The sequence below is a fragment of the Staphylococcus arlettae genome (assembly GCF_025560845.1).
Lineage (GTDB): Bacteria > Bacillota > Bacilli > Staphylococcales > Staphylococcaceae > Staphylococcus > Staphylococcus arlettae.
Map to the genome: position 1 here is coordinate 226,055 of NZ_CP094803.1, position 25,868 is coordinate 251,922.

The 25,868-nt window shown below is 32.3% G+C and carries 17 protein-coding genes and 1 pseudogene; 8 read left to right on the forward strand and 10 right to left on the reverse strand.

The features are described from left to right. Positions 1-34 precede the first annotated feature (34 nt). Positions 35-991 (forward strand): mechanosensitive ion channel, encoded by a 957-nt coding sequence (locus MUA37_RS01080; protein ID WP_142019269.1) that lies wholly within the window; start codon positions 35-37, stop codon positions 989-991. 292 nt (positions 992-1,283) lie between these two features. Here MUA37_RS01080 and MUA37_RS01085 read toward each other — a convergent pair whose 3' ends face one another. Next, positions 1,284-2,108, reverse strand: a complete 825-nt coding sequence (locus MUA37_RS01085) for an AraC family transcriptional regulator (RefSeq protein ID WP_002509912.1) — start codon at positions 2,106-2,108, stop codon at positions 1,284-1,286. Positions 2,109-2,287: 179 nt separating this feature from the next. Here MUA37_RS01085 and melB point away from each other — a divergent pair, with 179 nt between their 5' ends. The 5 genes from melB (at position 2,288) to MUA37_RS01110 (ending at position 9,729) form a co-directional block, all read left to right on the forward strand. Next, a complete protein-coding gene (gene melB, locus MUA37_RS01090; RefSeq protein ID WP_002509911.1) occupies positions 2,288-3,700 on the forward strand; it encodes a melibiose:sodium transporter MelB in 1,413 nt (470 codons plus the stop codon). Further along, positions 3,697-6,693: a glycoside hydrolase family 2 TIM barrel-domain containing protein gene (locus MUA37_RS01095; RefSeq protein WP_262624746.1), complete on the forward strand. Its 2,997-nt coding sequence runs from the start codon at positions 3,697-3,699 to the stop codon at positions 6,691-6,693. Before melB ends, MUA37_RS01095 begins: the two co-directional genes overlap by 4 nt. 146 nt (positions 6,694-6,839) lie before the next feature. Next, the gene (locus MUA37_RS01100; protein WP_262624747.1) at positions 6,840-7,811 is read left to right on the forward strand and encodes a glycosyltransferase family 2 protein; all 972 of its coding nucleotides are present in this window, start codon (positions 6,840-6,842) and stop codon (positions 7,809-7,811) included. After that, positions 7,792-9,312, forward strand: coding sequence for a hypothetical protein (locus MUA37_RS01105; RefSeq protein WP_107382286.1), 1,521 nt, complete (start codon positions 7,792-7,794; stop codon positions 9,310-9,312). The genes MUA37_RS01100 and MUA37_RS01105 overlap by 20 nt, the downstream gene beginning before the upstream one ends. Positions 9,313-9,576: 264 nt before the next feature. Then, positions 9,577-9,729 (forward strand): hypothetical protein, encoded by a 153-nt coding sequence (locus tag MUA37_RS01110; protein WP_262624748.1) that lies wholly within the window; start codon positions 9,577-9,579, stop codon positions 9,727-9,729. Positions 9,730-9,827: 98 nt separating this feature from the next. Here MUA37_RS01110 and MUA37_RS01115 read toward each other — a convergent pair. Further along, positions 9,828-10,969, reverse strand: a protein-coding gene (locus tag MUA37_RS01115) for an IS3 family transposase (protein ID WP_107382652.1) whose coding sequence is annotated in 2 segments (ribosomal slippage) — positions 9,828-10,699 and positions 10,699-10,969 — 1,143 coding nt in all. Because the reading frame shifts where the segments join, the coding sequence is not laid out codon by codon here. 234 nt (positions 10,970-11,203) lie between these two features. Here MUA37_RS01115 and MUA37_RS01120 point away from each other — a divergent pair. Then, positions 11,204-12,127, forward strand: a complete 924-nt coding sequence (locus tag MUA37_RS01120; RefSeq protein WP_002509907.1) for an AEC family transporter — start codon at positions 11,204-11,206, stop codon at positions 12,125-12,127. A 76-nt stretch (positions 12,128-12,203) separates the two neighbouring features. Here the strand turns inward: MUA37_RS01120 and MUA37_RS01125 are convergent, their stop codons facing one another. The 8 genes and pseudogenes from MUA37_RS01125 to ilvD form a co-directional block, all read right to left on the reverse strand. After that, positions 12,204-13,541, reverse strand: coding sequence for a gluconate:H+ symporter (locus MUA37_RS01125; protein WP_142019272.1), 1,338 nt, complete (start codon positions 13,539-13,541; stop codon positions 12,204-12,206). Positions 13,542-13,697: 156 nt separating this feature from the next. Beyond that, on the reverse strand, positions 13,698-14,366 hold the full coding sequence (locus MUA37_RS01130; RefSeq protein ID WP_107373719.1) for an ABC transporter ATP-binding protein: 669 nt from the start codon (positions 14,364-14,366) through the stop codon (positions 13,698-13,700). Positions 14,367-14,376: 10 nt separating this feature from the next. Beyond that, on the reverse strand, positions 14,377-15,297 hold the full coding sequence (locus MUA37_RS01135) for an ABC transporter permease (protein WP_002509904.1): 921 nt from the start codon (positions 15,295-15,297) through the stop codon (positions 14,377-14,379). Then, positions 15,294-16,460 carry an ABC transporter permease gene (locus MUA37_RS01140; RefSeq protein ID WP_262624749.1) on the reverse strand — a complete coding sequence of 389 codons (1,167 nt, stop codon included), beginning with the start codon at positions 16,458-16,460 and terminating at the stop codon, positions 15,294-15,296. The genes MUA37_RS01135 and MUA37_RS01140 overlap by 4 nt, the downstream gene beginning before the upstream one ends. Before the next feature lie 29 nt (positions 16,461-16,489). Further along, positions 16,490-17,989 (reverse strand): DUF6583 family protein, encoded by a 1,500-nt coding sequence (locus MUA37_RS01145; protein WP_021459458.1) that lies wholly within the window; start codon positions 17,987-17,989, stop codon positions 16,490-16,492. A 393-nt stretch (positions 17,990-18,382) separates the two neighbouring features. Continuing rightward, a pseudogene (locus MUA37_RS13350) lies at positions 18,383-18,769 on the reverse strand (M23 family metallopeptidase); the annotation flags it as partial. A gap of 1,449 nt (positions 18,770-20,218) precedes the next feature. Continuing rightward, a complete protein-coding gene (locus MUA37_RS01155; RefSeq protein WP_262624751.1) occupies positions 20,219-21,160 on the reverse strand; it encodes an SLAC1 family transporter in 942 nt (313 codons plus the stop codon). Between the two features lie 288 nt (positions 21,161-21,448). Beyond that, entirely contained in the window at positions 21,449-23,140 is a 1,692-nt protein-coding gene (ilvD, locus tag MUA37_RS01160; protein ID WP_262624752.1) for a dihydroxy-acid dehydratase, read from the reverse strand. Between the two features lie 571 nt (positions 23,141-23,711). Here ilvD and MUA37_RS01165 point away from each other — a divergent pair. After that, positions 23,712-25,862 (forward strand): bifunctional glycosyltransferase/CDP-glycerol:glycerophosphate glycerophosphotransferase, encoded by a 2,151-nt coding sequence (locus MUA37_RS01165; RefSeq protein WP_142019277.1) that lies wholly within the window; start codon positions 23,712-23,714, stop codon positions 25,860-25,862. Positions 25,863-25,868: the final 6 nt, after the last annotated feature.

Genomic DNA, 25,868 nt, shown 5'->3' on the forward strand with positions numbered 1-25,868 from the left:
TAGGGTATCTTGTCTTAAAAAGGAGGTAATTCTCATGAGTAAAATAATAGATTCTTTAATGGGTGCTTTAGATAGCATCATAGCATTTTTACCAAACCTGATAGGTGCCATTATCTTATTACTTATTGCATGGATTATTGCAGTAATTGTGAAGAAAGTAATTGTTAAAGCTTTAGGTGCCTTAGGTTTTGAAGCTTGGTTACAAAAGAAAGGACTGGTAGATGCCGATAGTGGTAAATCTGAGTCCGAAGGGATTATTCAAACATTTGGTAAATTAGCATATTTCTTAGTATTTTTACTCTTTTTACCATCTGTATTTGATCAATTAAATATGAAGTCTGTATCAAACCCAATCAAGGGTATGATGACTAGTATTTTTGAATTTGCACCTAAAATTATCGTTGCCGTAATTATTTTAGTATTAGGTATTTTTATTGCCAAAGTGTTGGGCACTTTAGTGAAAAATATACTTAGCGGATTCAATGTTAGTCGCTTTAACAAATATGTTAATTTTGGCGATAATAAAGAAAGTATTGATATTCCAGTAGCAGTAGGTTGGGTTATTACAACACTAATCGGCATATTCTTTACGGTTCAAGCATTGAACACGGTTAATTTATCAGTGCTAAACCAAATTGGTGAAGCTATTATAGGTTACTTACCTTTAGTTATTTCCGGGGCAATTATTTTAGCATTAGGATTTATTGGCGGTAATTTATTAGCTAAACTTATTAACAAGTCTACAGGCAATGCGATGTTAGCTGAAATTGTTAAATATTTAGTGATTATCGTATCTGTCTTTATGACATTAGACCAGTTAAACTTTGCGCAAAGTATAGTAAATGTAGCATTCTTATTAATCTTGGGTGCAGTTTCGGTAGCATTTGCGATTGCATTTGGTATCGGTGGTAAATCATTTGCTGAGAAACAATTAAATAAATTCTCAGAGAAAATCGAAGGTAAAAATGACCAACAAGATTCAGACAAATAAATAAAGATCATGAGCTACTTTACTAATTGATGGTAGCTTGAAACTGTCGACAAGGTTACTGACTTTGTTGGCAGTTTTTTTGTGCACGCTTTCCGTGGGCACTGTCTCAGCCTGTAGTCTTCGGCACGTGCTATTTCCACAGGAGTCGGCCCAAAGTACTGCCAATATTGCACTAATAAGATTATCATTTAATAAATGTTGCCAACTGACCATAGACTATAATATATGGCTGATACTCCAAAATGCATCATAGCACTATTATTGAGTAACTGAACATTCTCTTTTGATATTGTTAACAGTGATACGTTCTATAATTGGTAGCAGTCATTTCGAAGTGTTGTTTAAAGTTTTTGGAAAATAGCAAGGGATCTTGATAACCTATATTTTCTGCAATTTGCTTAATTGATAGGTTAGTTTGTTTTAATAATTCACTTGCGTGATACATTCGAATATACGTTAAATATGATTTGGGTGAAACATCCAAGTTCTTTTTAAATAATTTATATAAGTAACTGCGAGTTAAATTGGCGTGCTGCGCTACATCAGTAATTTGAATGTTTTTATAGTAGTTGTTATTTATATATTGAATCGCTTTTTGCATATCTTTATTAATAATGTTTACTGAAGTCGTATAGTTTTTAGGGAACTGTTCTTGTAATTGATATACGAGTTTGTATAAATATTGTAATAATAAAATATCATTAGAATTGTTACTTTCTATACTACTCGAGAGTTCGCAAGATTTGCGTATAATAGATTCAATTGCGTGTGTATTTGAGTTTGTAATAACTTTTTGATCAAATAATAGACTACGGTTTAAATAATCTAATATTTGTTTACCACTCATGCCAACCCAATAGTATGTCCACGGGTCTTTATATGAAGGGTAGTATGCTACATCTTCTCCTTTTAACAGTAAAAATAAATCACCTTTTTGCAATTCATATGTTTTACCACCGCATGAAAAATAACCGCTACCTTCTGTAATAATATGCACTACAGCATCTTGATGTACTTGGTATTGATATTTAGTATTTGGCACACCTTCTTCAATGCCACACTCACTAACGTTAGCGTCAATATGTATCTTTTTAAATTTTTTCCATAGAAGTTGCATTTGTTACCTCCAGCATTTAGTTAATACTTCGAACTGTTTTTTAAAATACATTTTTAATTAACTTTGGAAACATTTATACATATAATAGCATCATTTGTCTATTTTCTGCCTTTATTAAGATTGATATTGTATTAATACATCAATTGAAAGCGCTTAATTTAGGAAGGGGACTGCCACATATGGAAAGACAATTAACAGGTTTTCAAAAATTTTCATTTGGTTTTGGTGCTGTTGGCAAAGATGCAATATTTAATATAGTAAGTATTTATTTTATGTTCTACAGCACAGATATATTAGGGTTATCACCAGCTTTTATAGGGGTGTTGTTATTTGTTGCTCGTATTTGGGATGCACTGAATGACCCGGTTATGGGATTGATCGTAGATAATACGAAAAATGAATTTGGTAAATTTAAAACGTGGTTAGCAATAGGTACATTCATTAACGCGATTATTACTATTTTACTATTCACTAACTTTGATTTACCTACAGTCGCTATGCATATTTACATATCTATAATCTATATTGCCTGGGGTATGAGTTATACAATGATGGATATTCCGTATTGGTCATGGTTACCTAATTTAACAAATAACCCTAGAGAACGGGAAGTAATTTCGGTCATTCCTAGATTTTTTGCTAGTCTAGCGGCATTTGTAGTCGGAACTTTTGGCTTAATGTTTATTCATAAATTAGGAGACGGTTTAGGCAATGGTAGCGATTCTGTTGGAATATTTGTATTTGCTATTTTATGTAGTCTCACTTTTATTATAACTATAGCGGTAACAATCTTTTTTGTCCCAGAAGATAAAGAAATGGAAAAACAAAATAGTATTAAAGTAGGCTTTAAAGATTTGAAACGTATTATATTCTCCAACAAAGAGTTGTTAGCTGTTATGGGAGTGTTATTAACGTTTAATCTATGTATACAGACACTTAATGGTACGATTATTTATTACTTTAAATATGTCGTAAATGCGGAACATTTATTTGCCATATTTAATTCCATGATTTTGGCGGAAATGGGAGGATTATTATTATTACCGTATGCAATTAGTTTATTGAATAGAAGTAAGGTGTTTAGTATTGCTATTACACTCATTGTCAGCGGCTTACTAATTATTTTACTCTTTGGTTATATTGATCCGAAACAAGCAATATGGATTATTATAGGTGGCGGCATGTTGCGAATAGGTTCAGGTTTTATTATTGGTATCTCAACGGTAGCGTTAGCTGATGTTATTGACTATGGGGAAGTAAAATTTGGACAACGAAATGAAAGTGTTATTAGTTCCACAAATACATTTTTAACTAAAACAGCGCAAGCAGTAGCTTCTTTAATTGTTGGTGTAGGGTTATCAATTTTAGGGTTTACGCCTAATGTTGCTCAATCAGACGTTACGGTGAATGGTATCCGTATTATGATTATTATTGCGCCTGTGGTGTTTATTGTGATCAGTGCCTTTCTTTATCATAAAGCATTCAAATTGAAAGGCGATTTTTTATACGATATTCAGCAAACATTACAGTTAAAACGACAAAAATCATTACAACAAAAGTTGAATGAAAATGAAGGTGAGGGTACAAAATGATTATAGAAAATTATCATGAAAATATGGCAGTTCAAAATGTTAATGTAATGCCGAGAAGAGCTTATTATATACCATTTGAGCATGGAGAAAATATGAGTGAGCACACAGAGAGATTAGAGAGAAAAAGTGTCACTAACTTAAATGGGGATTGGAATTTTGAATTTTTTGAGTCGCTACAAACATTTGAAGCAAAGCGTAAATATTTACAGCAGGACACTAATGTAATACTTGTACCATCAGTGTGGAATTTGCATGGATATGATACATTGCAATACTTAAATACTGAATATCCTATACCTTTCAACCCACCTCATGTACCTAAAACGAATCCATGTGGTTTCTATTCTAAGCATTTTACTATAGCAAATTATAATGCTCACAAAAAGTATCATTTAAATTTTGAAGGTGTAGATAGTGCATTTTATTTATGGATTAATGATAAATTTATAGGCTATAGTCAAATTTCCCACTCTATTTCTGAATTTGATATTTCAGATGTTTTAGTGGCAAATGATAATAAAATACAAGTTCTTGTGCTTAAATGGTCAGATGGAACTTATTTTGAAAATCAAGATATGTTTAGACATTCAGGTATTTTTAGAGATGTGTATATTTTAGAAAGAGCAACACAGCATGTCGTTGATTTTAAAATAGAAACGTTAGTAGATGACTCGCTGGCAAATGCACATATTAATATTGGACAGTTAAAATATGAAGGATTAACGCATGCTACAGTTGAGTTATATGATCCTAATGGACAGTTATTAAGTGAAACAGAAGTTTATGAGTCAGTTCATTTTAATGTAGCACACCCATTGTTGTGGTCAGCAGAACAACCTGATTTGTATGAGCTGAGAATTAAAACTGCTGAGGAGATTATTGTACAAAAAGTTGGCGTTCGTGAAGTTGAAATTAAAAACAATCAACTCTATGTTAATCATCAATCTATAAAATTACGTGGTGTTAACTATCATGATAGTCATCCTAAAACTGGATATGTCATGGATGAACAACAATTTATACAAGATTTCCAATTAATGAAAGCAGCAAATTTTAATGCTATTAGAACAGCGCATTATCCTAAATCTCCTTTATTTTATAAATTGGCTGATTATTATGGCTTTTATGTTATGAGTGAAGCGGATTTAGAAACTCACGGGGTTGTGAGATTGTATGGTGACGAAAATAATGATGATTATAATTTAATAGCAAATGATGGATTATATGAAACCCCAATCATTGAGCGGGTAGTTGCTTCTGTAATGCCATTACAAAATTATAGTTGTATCATTGCATGGTCATTAGGGAATGAATCTGGATTCGGCATTAATATTGAAAAAGCTGCGAGTGAAGTTAAAGCATTAGATAGTACACGTCCAATCCATTATGAAGGTGCATTATATAAAGAGGACAATAGGGACAATGATTTATCTAATATCGATATGATTAGTCGAATGTATGCATCACCAAGTGAAATTGAAAAGAAATATTTAACTAATGACCAGTTAGATAAACCTTTTGTGTTATGTGAATATGCACATGCTATGGGTAATTCACCCGGAGATTTAAAAGAATATCATGATTTAATAGATAAATATGATAGTTTTAGCGGTGGTTTTGTATGGGAGTGGAATGACCACGGTATACACGTCGGTATGAAGGATGGTCAAGCAATTTTTAGATATGGTGGTGACTTTGGAGAAACTTTACATGATGGCAATTTTTGTGTAGATGGTATCGTATTTCCAAATAGAGAAGTGCATGAAAGTTACTATGAGTTTCAACATGTACATCGCCCTATAAAATTAATTTCTAATGACGGCTATCAACTTAAATTAAGAAATCAATTAGATTTTCTTAATGTGGCTAATTATATAGACGTAGCATGTGTTATTACGTATAGAGATAACACGCAAACAGTTATTCAACTTGATATTAAAGATTTCGCGCCGCATACAGAGTATTCAGTTGATGTGTCAGAATTGACTACTGTAAATAATATTAGTGACGTACGTCTGGAATATTATTTAAGTAATGACTCATTATTATTAAATGCGCAAACTAAATTAGGACACGACCAAGTTATATATCAAAGACAAGATGTACAAAATGTTACAGACGATAATTCAAACCAGCCTTATATTATTTTGGACGATGCATATGAATTAGTCGTTAAACAAAAAGATAATGTTTATAGCTTTAATAAAAATACAGGCATGTTATCACAAGTAGTAAAAGCACACAGAAGTATATTAGTTGGTGAAAGTGAGTTATGTTTATGGCGAGCTCCGATAGATAATGATGTCCAAGTGAGAAAATTATGGGAAAATGCTGGTTATCATGATGTTTCGACTGCTGTTAATTACTACAATGCGCATTACCTCAATAATAACGATGTAGAGTTACTGTTTGATATAGCAGTAGTGAGTAATGCGAAAGCACGTATTATGACAGGTGAAGTAAGTTGGACGATTCGTAGTAACGGCAGTATAAATGTGAAATTTGAAGTGACAAAAAACCAGAGAATGCCATTTTTACCACGCTTTGGATTGGTATTTAAATTACAAGATACCTTCGAAGACTTAAAATATTATGGCAATGGTCCTTATGGGTCTTATCAAGACAAAGGTGTAGCAACGTATTTATCTTATTTTGATACTACGATTACTAATAACTTTGAACCACACATTGTGCCACAAGAAAACAGTAGTCATAACAATACTACTTATATCCAAGTGTCAGATAATAGGAATTGCTTTGTTTTTACAAGTATAGAACCACTAAGTTTTAATGCTTCACATTATGCTGTAGCACAATTGACACATGCTACTCATAATGATCAATTAGAGCAAGAAGCAATTACGTACGTGCACATAGATAAATACCACAGTGGTATTGGCTCTAATAGCTGTGGACCAGAATTAGCAGAACGTTATCGTATAACTGAAAATAACATACATTTTGAATTTAACCTTCAACTAAATGAATGTTGATGTAATAAAGATTACTGGTGTGACAACATCAGTAATCTTTTTACATATCTATCGTTATTTTTTACTTCATGTCTTGTTACTAAATACCTTTAGTACATGATTCTATATAATTATGACGATAGAGAAAGCGTAAAGAGGTGTAACATTTGTTTATTAGAATATTAATACCTTGTTTTAATGAAGCACAAGTATTGCATCATATGTATGAGCAGTTAAGTGACATTTTGTCAGTTGATAGTCAATTACAACAGTATCAGTATGATATTTTGTTTGTAGATGATGGGAGTACAGATGATACATTAACGATTATTAGACAGTTTGCACACGTAAATAGAAAAGTTAAATATATTTCATTTTCACGTAACTTTGGTAAGGAAGCGGCTATGTATGCAGGACTTAAAGAGAGTAACGTTGTAGATGCGTTGGTGATCATTGATAGTGATTTACAGCATCCACCTGAGCTTATACCTCAAATGATAAATGCATATACACAAGGGTATCATCAAGTTGTTGCTTGTCGTGACAGAACTGGGGAACAGCAATGGAGAAAAAGACTGACTAAGTTATATTATGGAACAATTAATAGACTTATAGATGTTTCTTTAATGGATGGTGTGGGTGATTTTAGACTACTAAGTCAAAAAGCTGTTCACGCAGTGCTATCATTAAGCGAATATAATCGTTTTTCTAAAGGTATTTTTGCATGGATTGGTTTTGCACCTAAAGTTATACATTATCAAAACAAAATTAGAGTTAACGGTGTATCTAAATGGTCATTTAAGCAATTGTTCAATTATGCTATAGATGGATTATTATCATTTAATAATAAACCATTACGTTCGTTGATTTATATAGGAGCATTGATTTTAATATTCAGTTTTATATATATTATTGTAAGTTTAGTGAATGCTGTCTTGTATGGTATACAGACGCCCGGTTATTTTACGACAATTTTTGCGATTACTTTTTTAGGAAGTATTCAACTGGTTTCTATTGGCATAATTGGAGAGTATATTGGTAGAATTTATTATGAGGTCAAGCATAGGCCTCTATATATCGTGAATACAACCAATTTATTAAAAGCCGAGGTAGCGAAAAATGAAAGTGTTAAGGAATAATAGTACTGTTATAACATTAACGCTGATTACCATATTTTATATTCTTATGGCGTTCTTTTTACCTTTAACTCATGATGATTGGGAATGGTATAGCAAATATGGTATGCAAATGTTAGAAGAAAGATTTGCTAATTTAAATGGTCGGTATCTAGGCAACATCACTGAAATTATAGCGGTGCGTTATAACATCGTACGCTGGAGTACATATGTCATCATATGCTTAAGTCTCTTGATGGTCATGGTACGCTTTGTTGGACATCAAGTTTCCTCGATTTATTATGTAGTAGCTTTTATTTTAATGTTAATTATTCCAAGTGCGATTTATAAACAAACGTATGGTTGGTTTGCAGGATTTTATAATTATGTCCCATCAACGGTATGTGCCTTATTTATTATTTGGTATGTAACAACATTATTATTCTCGTCGCAACGAATCTCGCCAATACATCATGTGTTATTTTATGCATGTTGTGTGGTTGGACAATTATTCATGGAAAATATTACAGTTTTTCATATGCTTTTTTTAGCTTTAGCAGTTGTTACTTATATTATTTTATATCACAAGCTCAATGTGAAATTGTTAGTTGGTTTAGCATTGTCAAGCATAGGTACGCTGATCATGTTTTCCAATGCCAATTATCGCAAAATATTTTTTGAAGGTAGCGACTACCAAAATATTCCCCAAGAAATAAGTTTTGTCGAAACAATATATAAAACAGTGACATCTGTATTTACCCAATGGATGTTCTTTAATCAAATTGTGATAATACTTATTATAATTGTCTTAGCGTATTTATTATTAAATAAAAGTGCAGTTTTTCAATCGTTAAAGACTGTTAAGCAGTGGTCACTTTATATAGGGTTAGCCATATTGCCACTTTACTATTTTTGTATTTATCGTCAATTTGAATTATTTAATTACCAAACGATACACATTGTCAATATTGTTAATTTATTGATTTGTCTTATATTTGTTGTTTCATTAGGACTCACAATACACTATTCTATTAGCTCACAAGAAACGAAATTTACTATTTATGTTTTAATGCTGACGCTGGCTTTAGTATCTTTACCATTAGTAATTGTGTCACCTTTAGGTCCGAGGAACTTTTTTACAATTTATGGAATTTATGTCGTTATACTATTATTACTAGTGAAGCAATTGCATATTAAAATGCATATTATTCGGTCGTTAGTTATGGCAGTGGCCGTTATTTTAAGTGTCGTATTTATAAGTGTTTTTGGATATATTCATTATTATAATAGTGAACGTGTTGCTCAGTTGAAACATGACATTAAAGCACACCCTAAAAAGCATTCCTATGTTATGGAAAGGCTGCCTTTCGAAAACTATATGCAACATTCAACACCGAAAAGTCGTAAATATCAAAAGTATTTTAATTTATATTGGGACATACCAGAAAATACTCATGTGAAACATGTTCCATTTGGTTATAAAAAACAGCAAGTGCAAGCACGAGAAAGAGATGTTGAACAATAGCAACAATCAATAATGTATAATAGTTATTGAATGGCATTTGCATAAAGAAGTAAGTATTTTTTGTTAGAATTGATAATAGTACATTCTAGTTTGATTGTTACTAAATTTAGACAATTAAGCAGTTACCATAAGGAAATGTAGTATTTTTATTGTTATTTCAGCAGAGAACATGTAAATTTAACTTAAGGATCCATATCTATTAACAATGAACTGTTACGTTAATAGAGTCGTATCATTTCAAAGTGTTGATTGAGGTGAAGAATTATGATGTATATTGGTATTTTAATGCCTCTGTTAGTTATCGGTTTTATCGTAATGTCTGTATTAGAAGAGAAAAAGCATAGAAAACAAGATGCTGAAAAACAAGAACAACAAGAAAAAGCAGAGCTGCAAGACGACGATAAAGATGAGCATTAAATAATATGTATGTTAGAGGCATACTACCATATAACAGAAACACGACCCAGTTGGGGCGCTGAACCCTTAGAATGAGAACTTAATAAAAACACTATGTTCTAGGCTGCTAATTCCCTATATTTTCTAGGGGATAAGTAGCCTAGTTTTTGTTGAATTCGATTATTATTATAGTTTTTAATGTAATTTTCGACAATATCTATTACAATTTGGTTAGAGCTATTGAGCTCATTGTTTATGTAGAAAGTTTCACACTTTAGCGAGGAATGGAAACTTTCTATCGGGGCGTTATCAGCTGGTGTTCCCTTTCGGGACATACTTCTGATAATGCCTTTTTCTTCGCATAATTGATAGTAAGCATAGGATGTATAAACACTGCCTTGGTCACTATGTAGTATGCAATTCTCAGGTATATCTATTTGATTCAATGTATCATTTACTAAGCTTTGACCCTGTTTGTTATCTATTTTATACGCCACAATTTCTCCGTTATAAACATCCATAATTGAAGATAAATACAACATAGAGTTACCGAAAGGTAAATAAGTAATATCAGTTGTTAATACTTCCATTGGTTGGTTAGCTTTAAACTGTCTTTGTAATAAATTATCTGTTTTATAATAAGGTTCACCAATTTTTTTAGATTTTTTAGGTCTAACTCGGCAGTTCAGATTATACTCTCGCATGATTCTCTGAACTCTTTTATGATTAATTGACGCTGAATACAATTGATTAATCAATGCTGTAATTTTGCGATAACCGTAGGTGAATTTATTTTCTTCACATAATTCAATAACCTTTTGAGTCACTTTATCTTTTTCCTTGTCCTTATGTTTCCATCTATAGTATGTCGATTGAGGTATTTCTAAAACATCGAGTATCATTTTGATTGAATACTTATGCTTGAATTGATCAACTAATTCTACAATTACTTTGGATACCACTTCCTTTCTAACTCCTTGTACTTTTTTAAAATATCTATTTCAATATCTTTTTTCTTATTATCTAACTTTAATTGTTCTACTTCTGATAATTCTTTCACGCCTTTGCCGTAAGTATATTGCTTGCCTCTTTGTTGATAAAATCTATAAGTTTCACCATTTCGATACCATCGCCACCAAGTTTTTACCTGTGTGCTATTTTTGATATTTAATGCTTCCATAATTTCTTTTACAGTATATCCAGCTTCTTTCATTTCAATCGTTTTATATTTTGTTTCTATTGAATAAGACATTATTTTCATAGAAAAAACACCTCCGTATGATTCATTTTAAATGAATTCAACGAAAGTGTTTTTATTTTATTCCCACTAATTGGGGTCAGTTCATGGTGAGGGTCGTGTTTTTTTATTGCATTTTTAAAGGTAAATAGGAAAAATGAATAAGCTATGGCATAGTTTTTATGAAATAAGAAGTGTATGATAAAGGATAACGGATTTTATTTACAATGACCATCATATGAAAAAGGGGATACATATATGATTGAAATGTATTATATTTTACAAAACATCTTGCTACCAATATTTATTATGGTATTGCTTGGTTTTGTTTTACAAAAAAAATTCACCTTAGATTTAAACACGTTGGCTAAATTAAATATTTATGTATTTGTGCCAGGTTTTATTTTTGTAAAATTTTATCAGACTGATTTTGCATTGAAACTGTTATTGTACATCGTCATCTTTTTTATTATATACATATTTATTCTCTATATTATTGCAGAAGTGTTAACAAGACTTGGCAAAATGGAGAGAGGTAAAGCTACGACGCTTAAAAATAGCACTTTCTTTTTTAATTGCGGTAATTACGGCGTGCCTGTTAATGACTTAGTTTTTAAAGGGGATGCACTAGCAATGTCTGTACAAGTCATTATGTTATCGTTACAAAATATTTTTACGTTCTCTTATGGAATCTTTTCAATTCAATCATTACAAATAGGTAAATTGAAAGCAATGCTAGGTTATTTTAAAATGCCTGTGCTTTATGCGTTAGTGTTAGCATTAATTTTTAATTATAATGATATTCCTATTCCTAAATTTGTGTGGACGCCTGCTAACTATGTAGCAGATGCAATGATTGCGATTGCCTTAATTTTATTAGGCGGACAAATTGCCAAAATAAACTTCAGTTTAAAATGGTCTTCAGCTTATATTTTTATACTAATTCGTCTCGTTGCTGGTCCATTGATTGCTTTGGTTATTATTAAATTAATGGGTATAGACGGTATTGTAGGTCAAGCACTCTTCATCACGTCTGCGATGCCAACTTCTGTAAATAGTTCAGTTATCGCTCAAGAATATGATAACTATCCAGAAATGGCAGCACAATTAGTATTTTTATCAACACTCTTTAGTGCGCTAACAGTAGCAATAACTATTTATTTTTCACATATGTTATTTTAAATAACAGTAAAACACCACTCCGTATACAAGTAAATGTGTAGGAGTGGTGTTTTTGTTGTCTCTATTAAAATTTGTGTTAAATAAAGATATCTAAAATTAGCACTACAATAAGTCCAGTAATGGATGTTAAAAGAAGTGTTAGCCCCCAAGTTTTAAAGGTATCTTTAATAGAAATATTGAAATACTCTTTGAATAACCAAAATGAAGCGTCATTCACATGCGTAATTGTATTACTTCCCGCAGCTGTGGCTAAGACCATTAAAACTGGATTGACATTGAAAGTAGGAATTAAAGGACCGACAATTCCTGCGGCTGTAATCGCTGATACTACGCCTTGACCAGTTGCAATACGGATCAATGCAGTAATGAGCCACGCCATAATAAGAGGTGAAATATTAGTGTCAGTCATCAGATTGGCAATATATTCACCAACATGGGCTTTTAATATGATTTCTTTAAAAGCACCACCAGCACCTACAATGAAAATAATGGTAGCAACGCCTTTTAAACCGCTTTCAAATGACGACATCATAGTTTCCATATTTTTTCCTTTACGTAGACCAAAGACGATAACTGCGATCATAATTGAAATTATTAAACTAATTTCAGCACTTCCGAAAAAGGTGATTATTTCATGTATGGCAGTATCCTCTGTAACAAACATACTTAAAATCGTAGAAATAGAAATTAAAATTGCTGGAATTAAAGGTACAATTAAACTTAAACGAAAGCTAGGCATCTCTGCTTCCGTAAAAACTTTATTTTTTTGCAATAATGGTGGTACTGGATAATCTAATTTTTTTAACAATTTTGGGAAGAGTATTCCTGCGACTAAAACTCCGGGAATAAAGACAAGAATACCTAATAAATAAACCATCCCCATATCGGCGTTATAAGCATCAACTAACGCTGTTGGTCCCCCCTGTGGTGGAAAGAGACTATGGGACAATGTTGTAGCTGCAACCATAGTGATTCCTAATTTCATGAAAGGTGTTTTGGCTTCTACAGCAATACTAATTACTAAAGGTGCTAAAATCATAAATGCAACTTCATAAAAGACTGAAATACCAAATACAGCACCAATAATGATTAATGCCCACTGTACATTTTTTACCCCAAATTTAGAGATTAAAGTTGAAGCAATACGTTGTGCTGCGCCAGAATCAACCATAATTTTACCTAAGACAGCACCAAACCCAATGATTAATGCTAAACTTCCTAATGTTGATCCTAATCCATCTTTAACAGTATCTAATATAGTCATTGGTTTCATTCCGTTAATTAGACCAACGATAATAGCAGAAAATATAAGAGCTAATATACTATTTATTTTAAGTTTAATATTGATAAAGAGTAGGAATGCTACACCAATAATCAAAGATATTAGCGGCAAATGTTCACTCAATAATGACATGTAAACGTCCTCCTAATTTAATAACAAGTCATGTAAGCGTATTCACATTACTCTATTATAAAAGATTTTCGAGAAAATAACAACGTTGTTATTTTTATAAAAAGTAACACACCACTAATTATGAAAAGCGGTGTGTTATGTTTATTATATTAGTTGTTAATTATTAGCATATGATTCAAAAGGCCACTGTTTATCAGTTAACACTTTAGTATAGAACGGATCGCTGCCGATGACTTTGATATTATCTGCAAGCGCTTCAACTTCATCTAAATGATGTGTTGTTAAAATAATTAAGCATTGTTCCTTTAAAGTAACTAATAAACGGTGGATATCATAACGAGATTTTAAATCGATACCGACAGTGGGTTCATCGAGTAATAATATTTGTGGTTGACCGAGTAGACCAATTAATAGATTGACTTTACGTTTTGTTCCTCCAGACAGTTTGGCGACAGTTTGCTGACGATCTTGTAAGTTAAGTGTTTCTGCGTAATTAGTAATTTGTTGATCTGATAATGGTGTACGACACAATGCTTTGAAACATGCGATATTTTCATCGACCGTCATATGTTCAAACAAAGCAATATCTTGAGGAATATAACCAATAAGTTGACGAATTGCTTTTGTTGTTAAAGTTTTATCAAAGTATTTAATTGTTCCACTATTTGGTTGCTCCAAAGATGAAATTAAATTTAACAACGTTGATTTACCGGCACCATTTTCACCAAGTAGTACGGTAACTTGTCGATCTGCGAATGTCATATTGAGCTTATTAAATATTGTTTTGCGTTGATAATGCTTATGAATATTAATAAGTTCTATCATATTGTCACTCCTAAAATTGTAAATAGATATAAATTAAAGTAATAGCTAGTGCATAGATAAGTGCCATGAAAAGTCTATGACTTAAAGTGTTAATAGTGAATAATAACCATGAGATACCTAATTCATAAATAATAATAACGAACAATGTAGCTAAATAAAAAGTTATGCTAAGTTGTTGGTGCATTAATAGCGCGCTCAACCATAGTATAATAAGCAACACTATAGTGTGTGCCGCAATATATAGCCCATACAACTTTAATTTACTAAAAGGTGCTAAATACAAACGTTGCAAAGGCGCGTTTTGTTTTAAGTTGTGATGTAGTAGTATTTGGACACTACTAATACACAACAGTAAGCCGAAAATTATGCTCATAGATAGCGAGCGGTTTGATGAGGTATGTAACGAACGAAAATCTACGTTAGAGGTAGGTGTTTTATCCGTTAATTTAGATTTAACTTGATTGATACTGACGTTAGTATCGGCCTCTTGTACATGTGTATGCACAAGATAAGGTATTTGTTGGTTATACAGCGATTGGCTTACTATTTCCAAAGAAATATTGCCAATAAAATCATCTCTTCCATAAAGTAAGATAGCTTCATGTAAATCATTTTGTTCTAGTTGTGAGCTGTAATTTTTAGGTATTTGCAGACTAATTACAGCTTCTTTTTTAGTTACAGCTTCCTCGATGTAATCATCATCTAAAGGTAAAGTTGATACTTCTAAAATAGGTTCTTGTTTAAGTTGCTTAATTAACGTTTTAGAGTTAGCAGATTGATCTAAATCTTGTATAGCAATAGGAATGTGAAATGTTTGATTAATCGTTTTTTGTAGTACCCATATCAAACCTAAACTACTTAATAAAATGCCAAATAAAAGAAGGTACTGCTTCCATTGTTTATAAATGACTAAGTATAAAAATGGCTTCATGTGCGATACCTCCAAACTAATAGCCCGATAAGCCAACAGGACAGGACGATCAAACTGCTATAAAATAGAGGGCTGATGTCTAAAATATAGTTGTTAAGTACGAGTTCTAACAATTGATTCGTAACTAGACTGAACGGTTGATGAGCGAATAGTCCTCCCAATAAATGACTGAAGTAAATAGTAGGGAGTGTGATTCCTGATAATACAAGTATAACTAGTGTAAAAAGAATTTTAGCAAATAACTGTTTTAAGCCTTGTAACTGTAATTCAATAATTGTTAGCACTAGAGTTATCATGATGACATAGTATAAAATGTGAAGTGCTAAAGTTGGCCAGTTGTACATTTCAAAGGCATTAGGTAAGGTTAACAACATCCAAAGTAAGCCTAAAATCGCCCATACTAAAGTATAGATAAAAGTAAACAAACTGCGGATAAGTATAAGCTTTTCTACAGCAAAATGAAATAGGGTCAAACGGTCTTTTAAAGCTTTTTCTTGATTCATTTTTAAAATTGAAAACAGTGATAAACAGACAATAAAGATAGATGCTAAATAACCAGTTACTACATAATAACTGCCAGTATGATAAATAGTCATTGGATGATAGTCAAAGGTGCCTGTACGATTAAGTCCTGTAAATAATAAGTCGGTCAATAACTTTAGATTGTCATTTTTTGTTGCATCAGGTGCAAGTGAATTGTAAGTGAGGCCACCGCCCATAGCACCCATAAGTCTGTCGTAGACTGAATCAGTTAATTGGTTAAGTGTAATACTTTGTGTTGACTGTTTATCATATGTATAAACTGTAATAGGTAAACTGCCATTACGATAAAATTTTTTCGTCATACCATCTTTGAATACATAATATCCATCGAGTTGGTGTTGTTGCAATTTTTTATGCGCTTGCCGTTGTGTGTAAGGGGTGATACGTATATCTTTTCCTAAGTTATTACCATTACCTAAAGATTTTAAAATTAATCGTGTTTCTTTAGTGTCGTCTTCATCGACAACTCCAATGTCGAAGGTAGTATTATCTTGCTGTGACTGTTGAATAATAAGTAATGTTCCAAAAGCAGCGATAATTATGACAAATATATAAAGCAATAAATACCATTTTTTTAATAAAAAGGAGTGATAAATGCGAAACAATTGAAATGTTTTCATTTTATCACTCCTTTATAGTTAATTAGTTATTATTTTAAATCTTTTGCGACATCTTTAACAATATCTTCTGTATTATCAGATATTTCACGTTGTAATTTTCTGAAGTCGCTGTCACTTAGTGTATTTAAATCTTTAGCATTACCTTTGTCGAAGTTAATATCTTCCTTCAGTTTTACGTCACCTTCTAAAGTAACTGTTACTGGTTCACCTTCGACATCCATAGTGACATCAAGTTTTTGTTTTTGTTGATTATTTTTAGTATCTGTATTTAATACATTATTATAATCTATTGTTGTTTCATCGTATTCAGAGCCGAAGGTAATGTTACCTTTGTCTGTACGTTTGTCTCCATCTTGTTTTTCTTTGTTAGAAATTTTAATGTTAGATTTTTTATATGACTCGTCAGCAGTTAAAGTGTATTTATCATTGTACGTGTCATCTTTTTTAGTAGATTTACCTTTGATGCCTAAAGTTGTATTGTCGGCTTTGATTTTATAATCGACAGCTAAGTTATCATCATCGATATTACTTGTACCTTCAAGTGTTACTTCTTCACCATTTTCTGCTTTTAGAGTTAAATCTCTTTTTAGAATATGTTTATCTTCTTCCCAAATTACAGATTTAACGCTAGGGAAATCTGAAGCATCTGTATCTTTAACTTCTTCTAATGCATCGTCAATTGAATCGCTATAAGAATCTGCTTGCATTTTATCTTCTGCAATTTCTTTAATGTCGTCATCATCTTTTGCTTCTTCTAATACAGTTTGAATAAGAGCTTTTGTTTCTTTTTTGCTTAAAGTCATAGTAACTTTTTGTACGTCTGTGTCTTCACCATCAACTGAAATAGTGTCATCTTCTTTGTCGAAATTATCGTCATCTAATTCATCGATGATTAGATCACTGTAACGTTCACTAATGTCTTCTAATTTATCTTCAGAAATCTGTGTGCTTGATAAAATAGTATTTAAATTCAATGAATCATTTGTGATAGCATTATCTTGTGAACTTGTTGAAGAATAACTGCTGCTTCCAGTTAACTTGTTATACACATCTACTAGCTCATCGTTTTTGGCTTTGTAAACATCATCTAAAATAGGTGCTTCATAATATTGGTTATTTTTGTCTGCAGCCCACTGGAAGTCTCCGATACTATTATCTGCGATTGTTGGAGATAATGCTAGCACTGACTTGTCTTTATCAGGGTCATGTCCTACCTTTAATCCGATTTTAGAACCGTCTACCACCGATTTAGGAATATCTGCGTCTTTTAATAGCTTTGCAGGTACATCAGCACTCGCATCCATATTAATTAAATATGATTCGTCTTTCATCTTGTCTTGGAACTCAAATCCATCCTTGAATCGTGTTTTGGCATATTCTTGATATTGTTTTGCAGTTTCTTGTTCACTTTTTAAATAAGTGTTTTTAGGTGAATTTGAAACAAAATAATATGTTGCTGCCCCAATAATTCCCACAACTAACAAGAGTCCAATGATAGCTGCAATGATAATTTTCACTGTTTTTGACATAAGATTGCCCCCCTCAAATTTCAATTCTTTGTAAACATAATAACATAAAAAATATAATAATTAATCATGAATTTGATAATTTTTTTAAAAAGTGTAAACGCCCATTATTTTTGTGTAAATTTTATAAAATTAAATTAGAAAGTATAATTACTTTTTTAAATATAGTTAATTATAATGATATATATTTTATCGGGAGTTAACTCAAAGGAATTTATAATGTTAATTTATATAATAGATATTTTAATGTTGATAAGGGTCTATTAATAAAAGAAAGTCTAAAAGTGGGCTTTTCTAGCTAATGCTTCAATGTGATGATGAGTAAAATGTGATTTATACATATTAATATATGAAAAAAACCTAGCACAGTAGATTGTGCTAGGGTCATTATAATTATTATGCTTTTGAATTTACATATGATGTTGGATCAACTGAATAGTTATTACCTACGCCACCGTCCATACGTTGGAAGTGTAAATGAGGTGCTGTTGAATTACCAGTATTACCTGATAAACCAATTTGGTCACCTTCTGAAACTGTGTCACCTTCTGATACATTTAGTTCATTCATGTGCATATACCATTGGTAATTATCACTATTTTCTTCTTGGATAGTAACTTGGTTACCGCCACCATAATTACTCCAACCACTTTGCGTATCTGTTCCATCAGTTAATGAATATACTGGTGTATTTTCATCCATTGCATAGTCAACGCCATAGTGAGCGCCGCCACCATAATATTGACCATAAGGTTGTAGTTGACGGTTTTGAGTTAACCAATTAGATGAACTTGTTTCATTATTACTGTCTGTAGTTGATTGCGTAGTGTTTGCTTCTTCACTTGACTGTGCTGACTCGTTTACAGGTGCAGCAGTTTGAGTAGTCTCATAATTTGAGCTTGTAGCATTTGTATTATTTTGTTGTTCAGTTGCTTGTGCTGATTCATTTACAGGTGCAGCAGTTTGAGCAGTCTCATTATTAGAGTTTGCAGCATTTGTATTGTCTTCGTTGTCAGTTGCTTGTGCTGATTCATTTACAGATGCTGCAGTTTGAGCAGTCTCATTATTAGAGCTTGCAACATTTGTATTATTTTGTTGTTCAGTTACTTGTGTTGATTCATTAGCTGATGCTGCAGTTTGAGCAGTCTCGTTATTAGAGCTTGCAGCATTTGTACTGTCTTCGTTGTCAGTTGCTTGTGCTGATTCATTAGCTGATTGATTTGAAGTAGCGCCTTGTTGAACGTTATGCTGTCCATTATTATCATTGCGTGTATAGTTATTGTCATAGTTATTTTTATCTTGTTGAGCACTGTCATCAGTACCGTCTAAGTGATAACCTGATTTTTGAACTTCTTCATGGCTTTTATTTGGACTGTTCACATTCCCATCTTGTTGAACAGGTGTAGTTGTAGCGTTTGTATTATCATTAGTAGCGCCTTGTCCTTCTCCTGCAACAGGGAAGTAGAAGTAATGATAATTACCTTTATCATCAATAAGGTAGAAATAATATTGCTCATCATCGAACATAGATTGCTCCCAATTGCCATCTGATGTATGATGATAATTTCCACTTGCATCTTTATCCATATAACCTTCGGCAAAGATACCAGAAAATTGACTTTGCTCTTGACTTGAAATAGTTGTTTCTGAAGCTTCAGCTTCACTTTGTTGCGCGATACCGACTGCACCTAAAGATAGCGTAGCAATCGTTGCTGTCATTAATTTTTTCATAATAAAAATAAATCCTCCCAAAATTTTTCCTAGAATAACAATAGCAGATAACTTTCTAAAAGAGAATATAGTAATGTTTGTTTTAATACAAAAGTAATTATTATGAGATGCATGTAAATATTTAGAAAATTAAAAAAGTCTTATATTTATAGGCGAATATTAAGATTGTACTATAGTGTAAAAATACATTATTTCATTGTATGTAATTTTTTTGCAACATAACGTTATGTTTTTTGGCAAAATCTATATTATGTTTCGTTATTTGTAATAAAGTGTAGGTAATGATAACTACTATTAATAATAAGTATGTGTTTTGGAGTGACAGCAATATATGATTGTTATATAGGAACATTGACAGCAAGTAAGTTAAATTGAAATTTTCTTTCAGTATCAAATTTTAAGTAAAGAGGCGTTATTGCACATTAAATCATGTGATAATAACGCCTTTATTTTCTAATTTTATGTTCTTTTTACTGTAGTAAATAAATACTTTGGACCAAGCTATGTGTAGCGTAAATGATTGATAATGTATTTAATATAAGTCAAAATGACATAAACGACTACTAATGTGGCGAAAATAAGTTCAGTAATCATTACGATATTCAATAGAACATTCCACAACGGTGGTAAATTTACCAGTTGACATAGTGAGACTACCGAAGCAGCAGTTGTCACCCAGGGAAAAGTAAGAGCTGCATAGGCAGGTTGGAACCCAATTGTTTTAATTCTTGGAATGAAAAAGAGCGACATGATAAATAAAGCTTGTGATAATACAAAAAAACTTCCTATATATAGCATTGAATAATCTGTCCGCGTTAACAGATAACCATTTAAGCAAAGTGCTGCAGGTGCAGAAATAATTACGGCCATTGGAAACTGTTGATTGTTATACCTTTGCCAAGCTTTACGGCATAATACAAACAGTAGTAATATGATGAAAAATATCGATCCTAAATAAACCACGCCTGCGCCTAGTTGTGTACTAAAACCTTCAGACGTTTCAGCAATAACCCCGATACCTACAAATGCCACAAACCAACTAGTATTCGGTTTGGAATCAGTCGATGGAAATAACCATATATGATAAATGATGAATCCAAGTAATATACTAAAATGGATGAGTACCATGAGCCACCACATTATAGTAATAAACCATCCAATGACATGTAAGTAATGATGTAATATATATAATAATGATAATAGTGCCATTGGCAAGGCAGGAAAGGTGGCACAAGTATTAGCATTTTTTAATTCATTGGCAACTGTATGGGGAAAAAGTAGCAATTTTTGTAAAAATATAACTATGATAATAAGAGATATATATAATAATAAAAAAGGTAGATAGGTCAAGTTGATGGTGAACAAAAGATTACTTAATGCTGCTAAACCCAATGCTAAACCACATATGGGAGTCGGTAATTGTTTCAGTAATTTAGCATACATAGTGATGCACTCCTTACACAGTCTTTTATCAACAATGTTATTAGTATACTATGTTTTAAAGTAGTTGTGTGAAGCTAAATTGTTACTAGGAAAGTTGTATAGTTCTGATTTTCAATGTGGGCTAGGCGCTTAGTTGCTATAAAAATTTCAATTAAATAGCTACTGGAATCAGTATAAAAATAGCCAAATGCAAGCGCGCTATCATTATGAGGCATCGAATATTGTAATATAAAAAAGCATCTCGCCTCAAAGTGTGGACTTTGAGGCGAGATACGCTGTTGTAAATCATTAATCTGTTATCGCACCTTTAGATGCGGAAGATACTAATTTTGCATATTTGTATAACGTACCATGTGTTGCTTTCAATTTTGGTGCTTGCCATTTTGCTTTACGCTCAGCTAACTCGCTATCAGAAACATCGAAGCTAATTTCACGTTTTTCGGCATCAATGGTAATAATGTCATTTTCTTCTAATAGTGCCATAGGTCCACCAACTTGAGCTTCTGGTGCAGCGTGGCCAATAACTAAACCATGAGAGCCTCCAGAAAAACGGCCGTCTGTTAACAAGCCTACAGATTCACCTAACCCTTTACCAACTAAAATTGAAGAAGCGGATAGCATTTCAGGCATACCTGGTCCACCTTTAGGTCCGGCGTACCGAATAACGACTATATCGCCAGGTTTAATTTGATCATTTAAAATCGCATGTGTTGCGTCATTTTCAGTGTCAAAGACTTTAGCTGGACCTTGAATGTACGTAACACTTAATCCTGAAATTTTGGCTACCGCACCTTCAGGGGCTAAGTTTCCTTTTAGGATTACTAGTGGACCTGTTGGGTGTTTCGGCTGTTCAAAATTAATGATTTCTTTGTTATCAGATAAATCGGGTGCATCAGCTAGATTTTCTGCTACTGTTTTACCAGTAACTGTTAAGCACTCTCCATGAATTAATCCATGTTTGTGAAGTAGCTTCATTACTGCTGGAATACCTCCGACATCGTTAAGGTGTGACATGACGTACTTACCACTCGGACGTAAATCAGCTATATGAGGTACACGTTTACGTACTTCTTCAAAATCATCTAATGTTAAATCAATTTCCATAGTATGTGCGATGGCAAGTAAATGTAAAATTGCATTTGTTGAGCCACCTAAAGCCATAGCAACAGTAATTGCATTTTCGAAAGCTTCTTTAGTCATAATGTCTTTTGGATAAATGCCTTGTTCTAATAAATGATAAACAGCCTTGCCTGCTGCACGGCTATCTTTAGCTTTATCGGAAGATACTGATGGGTGTGATGCACTGCCAGGTAAACTCATACCCATAGCTTCAATTGCTGACGACATAGTATTTGCGGTAAACATACCACCACAAGCACCAGCGCCTGGACAAGCATTACACTCTACTTTGTGTAACGCTGCTTTATCAATTTCTCCATTGTTATATTGTCCTACACCTTCAAAGGCAGACACAGCATCTAAGTCTTTTCCGTCTAATTTCCCTGGTAATACAGTACCTCCGTAAACAAATACGGCTGGTAAATTTAAACGTGCAATACCAATCATACAACCCGGCATATTTTTATCACAGCCGCCAATTGCAACTACGCCGTCTAAATTTTCTGCACTGACTACAGATTCAATAGAGTCGGCGATCAATTCACGACTAGGTAATGAGAATCGCATACCGTCAGTACCCATAGAAATGCCATCAGATACAGTAATGGTATTAAAAATCAGTGGATTTGCACCAGCTTCGCTCACGCCACGTTTGGCAGCACGTGCGAGGCCATCAATATGTACGTTACATGGTGTAACTTCACTCCAAGTACTGGCAACTCCAATCATTGGATTGTTAAAGTCATCATCTTCAAAACCTAACGCACGTAAATAAGAACGGTTCGGTGTACGACTGACACCTTCACTGATTACTTTACTTTTAATTCTTAAATCTTGCTGATTGTTACTCTCCCTGTTCATAAAAATACCCCCTAAAATTACTAACACTTTAGTGAATTTACTATTGTGTGAAAATTCTAACTATTTTGAGTGTAACAAAATAGTTATCAAGTTAAAGTCAGTCATAGTAGCCAAACCTTTTGTCTTCACTTTTAACAGGCAGACTAAAACTATTATTTTTTTAGTGTAACTCAAAATGACGTGGAACCCCAACATAACGAATTAAACTTAAACTAATCTTGTACATTTTTATTGTGCAGTCAATAGCTAAATTACGATATGGGAATGCACATGTGAGCGCAACAGTAGCGATATATGACTGAATCGTTGACTGCAAGATGGCGTTTTACTTAAAATTAACGAAATAAAATACTGTAAAACACAGTAGTATCGATAGTTACAACGCTATTTGCTATTAAATCTAAAATTGTTACTATTATATTAAATGTATATTAAAAATGTTTTGTTTTTGTAAAAAAATTCATTTGTTTTTGTTATACTAAATGTTATTGTTTTCAGATAAACTCCAAGTGCTAAAGAAATATTCTTAACACTTAATGTAAATATATATAAAAGTAAAGAGGTAATATTAATGAATAAAATATCTGTTATAGTCACTTACTATAACTCGGAGGACTACATTGCTAAATGTTTAAGTAGTTTGAAAAAGCAAAGAATGCAAGATTTTGAATTGATTTTAGTGAACGATGGCTCAACGGATCAGTCAAAAGAGCTAGTGGCATCTATGTTAGATGGATGGGATATTAATTGTCATGAGATTGATTTAGATACAAACAAAGGTCATGCGCACGCACGAAATATAGCATTAAAAGAAGTAACTTCACCGTATTTCATTTTTGTCGATTCCGATGATTATTTAGCATCATATGCTTTAACTTATTATTTGAAAGTGTTAAATAAATGTGATGCCTTAATTGCGCCAATCCATTCGTTTACATTGGATATTCCACAATACGTTGATCAAAACTTAGTAGAAGTAAAATATTTAAAAACTAAAACACATTCCAATCAATTTTTACGTAAAAATTCAGCATGTAATATAGTGTTTAAAACGGCTATCATGAAAGGGCATAACGTACGTTTTAACGAAGACTTAGATGTTTATATTGATTGGTCATTTTTACTTGAGTATATGAAATATTCAAATTGGTTTGTACGAGTGTCACGATTCCCATTTTATATCAAAGGTGAAATCTATGATCCATTCTTAAAACCAGCGTTGTCTAAACAAGAGTTTGGTGTTGTTTTTAACGACTATATTTATAGTTTTAACGATGCTATAAAACGCGCACCATATAAAGACAATAAAGAATTTATTACGAATAAAATGAAGAGCTTAGTGATGCAATCATTTGAACCATCTTCAAGAAAGACAAAAGAACGTTATGCAAATTATAGCTCTTTACTTCCTGGTGTAATACGCAAATTATTACCTAATATCATTAAAAACGAAAAACCATTATTTATTTTAGAATCATTATTACTAGCATTAAATCAAAAGAATAAAGCTTACAAAATTAACCTAATTAGAAAAAATGCACGTTTGGCTAAAAATGTTATCTTAAAGCGCAAAAACAAAAATCGTTCGTTGTATCAGTTAACGGATAGTCCAGAAAACGTTCGTCCAAATGTCATTGTGTTTGAATCTTTCGGTGGCAAAGGCTACAGCGATAGCCCTAAATATATTTATGAATATATGATGAATCATTTCCCAGAATTTGAATACATTTGGGTATTAAACCGACCGAAGAATGTATTTATACCTGGTCCAGCGAAGAAAGTGAAAAAAGGTTCACAAGCGTATTACGAAGCATATAGTAAAGCTAAATATTGGGTTGCCAATGCACGCTTGCCATTATATTTAAATAAAAAGCCCAATCAAGTGTATATACAAACTTGGCATGGTACACCATTAAAACGTTTAGCTAATGACATGAAAGTTATTCGTATGCCAGGAACGACAACTGAGAATTATAAACGTAACTTCAGAGAAGAAACTAGTAGATGGGACTATTTAGTATCACCAAATAGGTATTCTTCTGAAATTTTTGAAAGTGCCTTTTGGATGGATAGTGATAGAATTTTAGAAATTGGTTACCCTCGTAACGATGTCTTAGTGAACAGAGCGGATGACGAACAGTATATTAATGACATCAAAGAAAATTTAAATTTACCACATGATAAAAAAGTCATAATGTATGCTCCAACATGGAGAGATGATGAGTTTGTGAAAAAAGGTAAATATCTATTTGATTTAAAAATAGATTTAGAAAACTTACAACGTCAACTAGGGGATGAGTACGTAGTGTTATTAAGAATGCACTATCTTATTTCCAATGCTCTAGACTTACGTGGTTTTGAAGAGTTTGCGATTGATGTATCAAACTACAGTGATATTTCAGAATTATACTTAGTTACTGATTGTTTAATTACAGATTATTCATCAGTTATGTTTGACTATGGTGTACTGAAAAAACCACAAATTTTCTTTGCTTATGATTTAGATAAATATGGACAAGATTTACGTGGTTTCTATTTAGACTATCACAAAGATTTACCAGGTCCGATTTATCAAGATCCTTATGAATTAGCAAATGATTTGAAGAACTTAGATCAAATAGCAGAAGATTACAAACCACAAATTGATGCGTTTTATGATAAATTCTGTTCGTTAGAACAAGGAAAAGGTTCTAAAATTATTTCAGATGTCATTAAATATTAATTAAAT

What these genes read in the sequence shown, in the direction of transcription:
- MUA37_RS01085 (WP_002509912.1), bottom strand. Translation starts at nt 2,108, where the DNA reads ATGCAACTTCTATGGAAAAAATTTAAAAAGATACATATTGACGCTAAC.
- MUA37_RS01095 (WP_262624746.1), top strand. Translation starts at nt 3,697, where the DNA reads ATGATTATAGAAAATTATCATGAAAATATGGCAGTTCAAAATGTTAAT.
- MUA37_RS01155 (WP_262624751.1), bottom strand. Translation starts at nt 21,160, where the DNA reads ATGTATGCTAAATTACTGAAACAATTACCGACTCCCATATGTGGTTTA.
- MUA37_RS01130 (WP_107373719.1), bottom strand. Translation starts at nt 14,366, where the DNA reads ATGATAGAACTTATTAATATTCATAAGCATTATCAACGCAAAACAATA.
- ilvD (WP_262624752.1), bottom strand. Translation starts at nt 23,140, where the DNA reads ATGAACAGGGAGAGTAACAATCAGCAAGATTTAAGAATTAAAAGTAAA.
- MUA37_RS01110 (WP_262624748.1), top strand. Translation starts at nt 9,577, where the DNA reads ATGATGTATATTGGTATTTTAATGCCTCTGTTAGTTATCGGTTTTATC.
- MUA37_RS01105 (WP_107382286.1), top strand. Translation starts at nt 7,792, where the DNA reads ATGAAAGTGTTAAGGAATAATAGTACTGTTATAACATTAACGCTGATT.
- MUA37_RS01125 (WP_142019272.1), bottom strand. Translation starts at nt 13,541, where the DNA reads ATGTCATTATTGAGTGAACATTTGCCGCTAATATCTTTGATTATTGGT.
- MUA37_RS01165 (WP_142019277.1), top strand. Translation starts at nt 23,712, where the DNA reads ATGAATAAAATATCTGTTATAGTCACTTACTATAACTCGGAGGACTAC.
- MUA37_RS01080 (WP_142019269.1), top strand. Translation starts at nt 35, where the DNA reads ATGAGTAAAATAATAGATTCTTTAATGGGTGCTTTAGATAGCATCATA.
- MUA37_RS01120 (WP_002509907.1), top strand. Translation starts at nt 11,204, where the DNA reads ATGATTGAAATGTATTATATTTTACAAAACATCTTGCTACCAATATTT.
- melB (WP_002509911.1), top strand. Translation starts at nt 2,288, where the DNA reads ATGGAAAGACAATTAACAGGTTTTCAAAAATTTTCATTTGGTTTTGGT.
- MUA37_RS01145 (WP_021459458.1), bottom strand. Translation starts at nt 17,989, where the DNA reads ATGTCAAAAACAGTGAAAATTATCATTGCAGCTATCATTGGACTCTTG.
- MUA37_RS01140 (WP_262624749.1), bottom strand. Translation starts at nt 16,460, where the DNA reads ATGAAAACATTTCAATTGTTTCGCATTTATCACTCCTTTTTATTAAAA.
- MUA37_RS01135 (WP_002509904.1), bottom strand. Translation starts at nt 15,297, where the DNA reads ATGAAGCCATTTTTATACTTAGTCATTTATAAACAATGGAAGCAGTAC.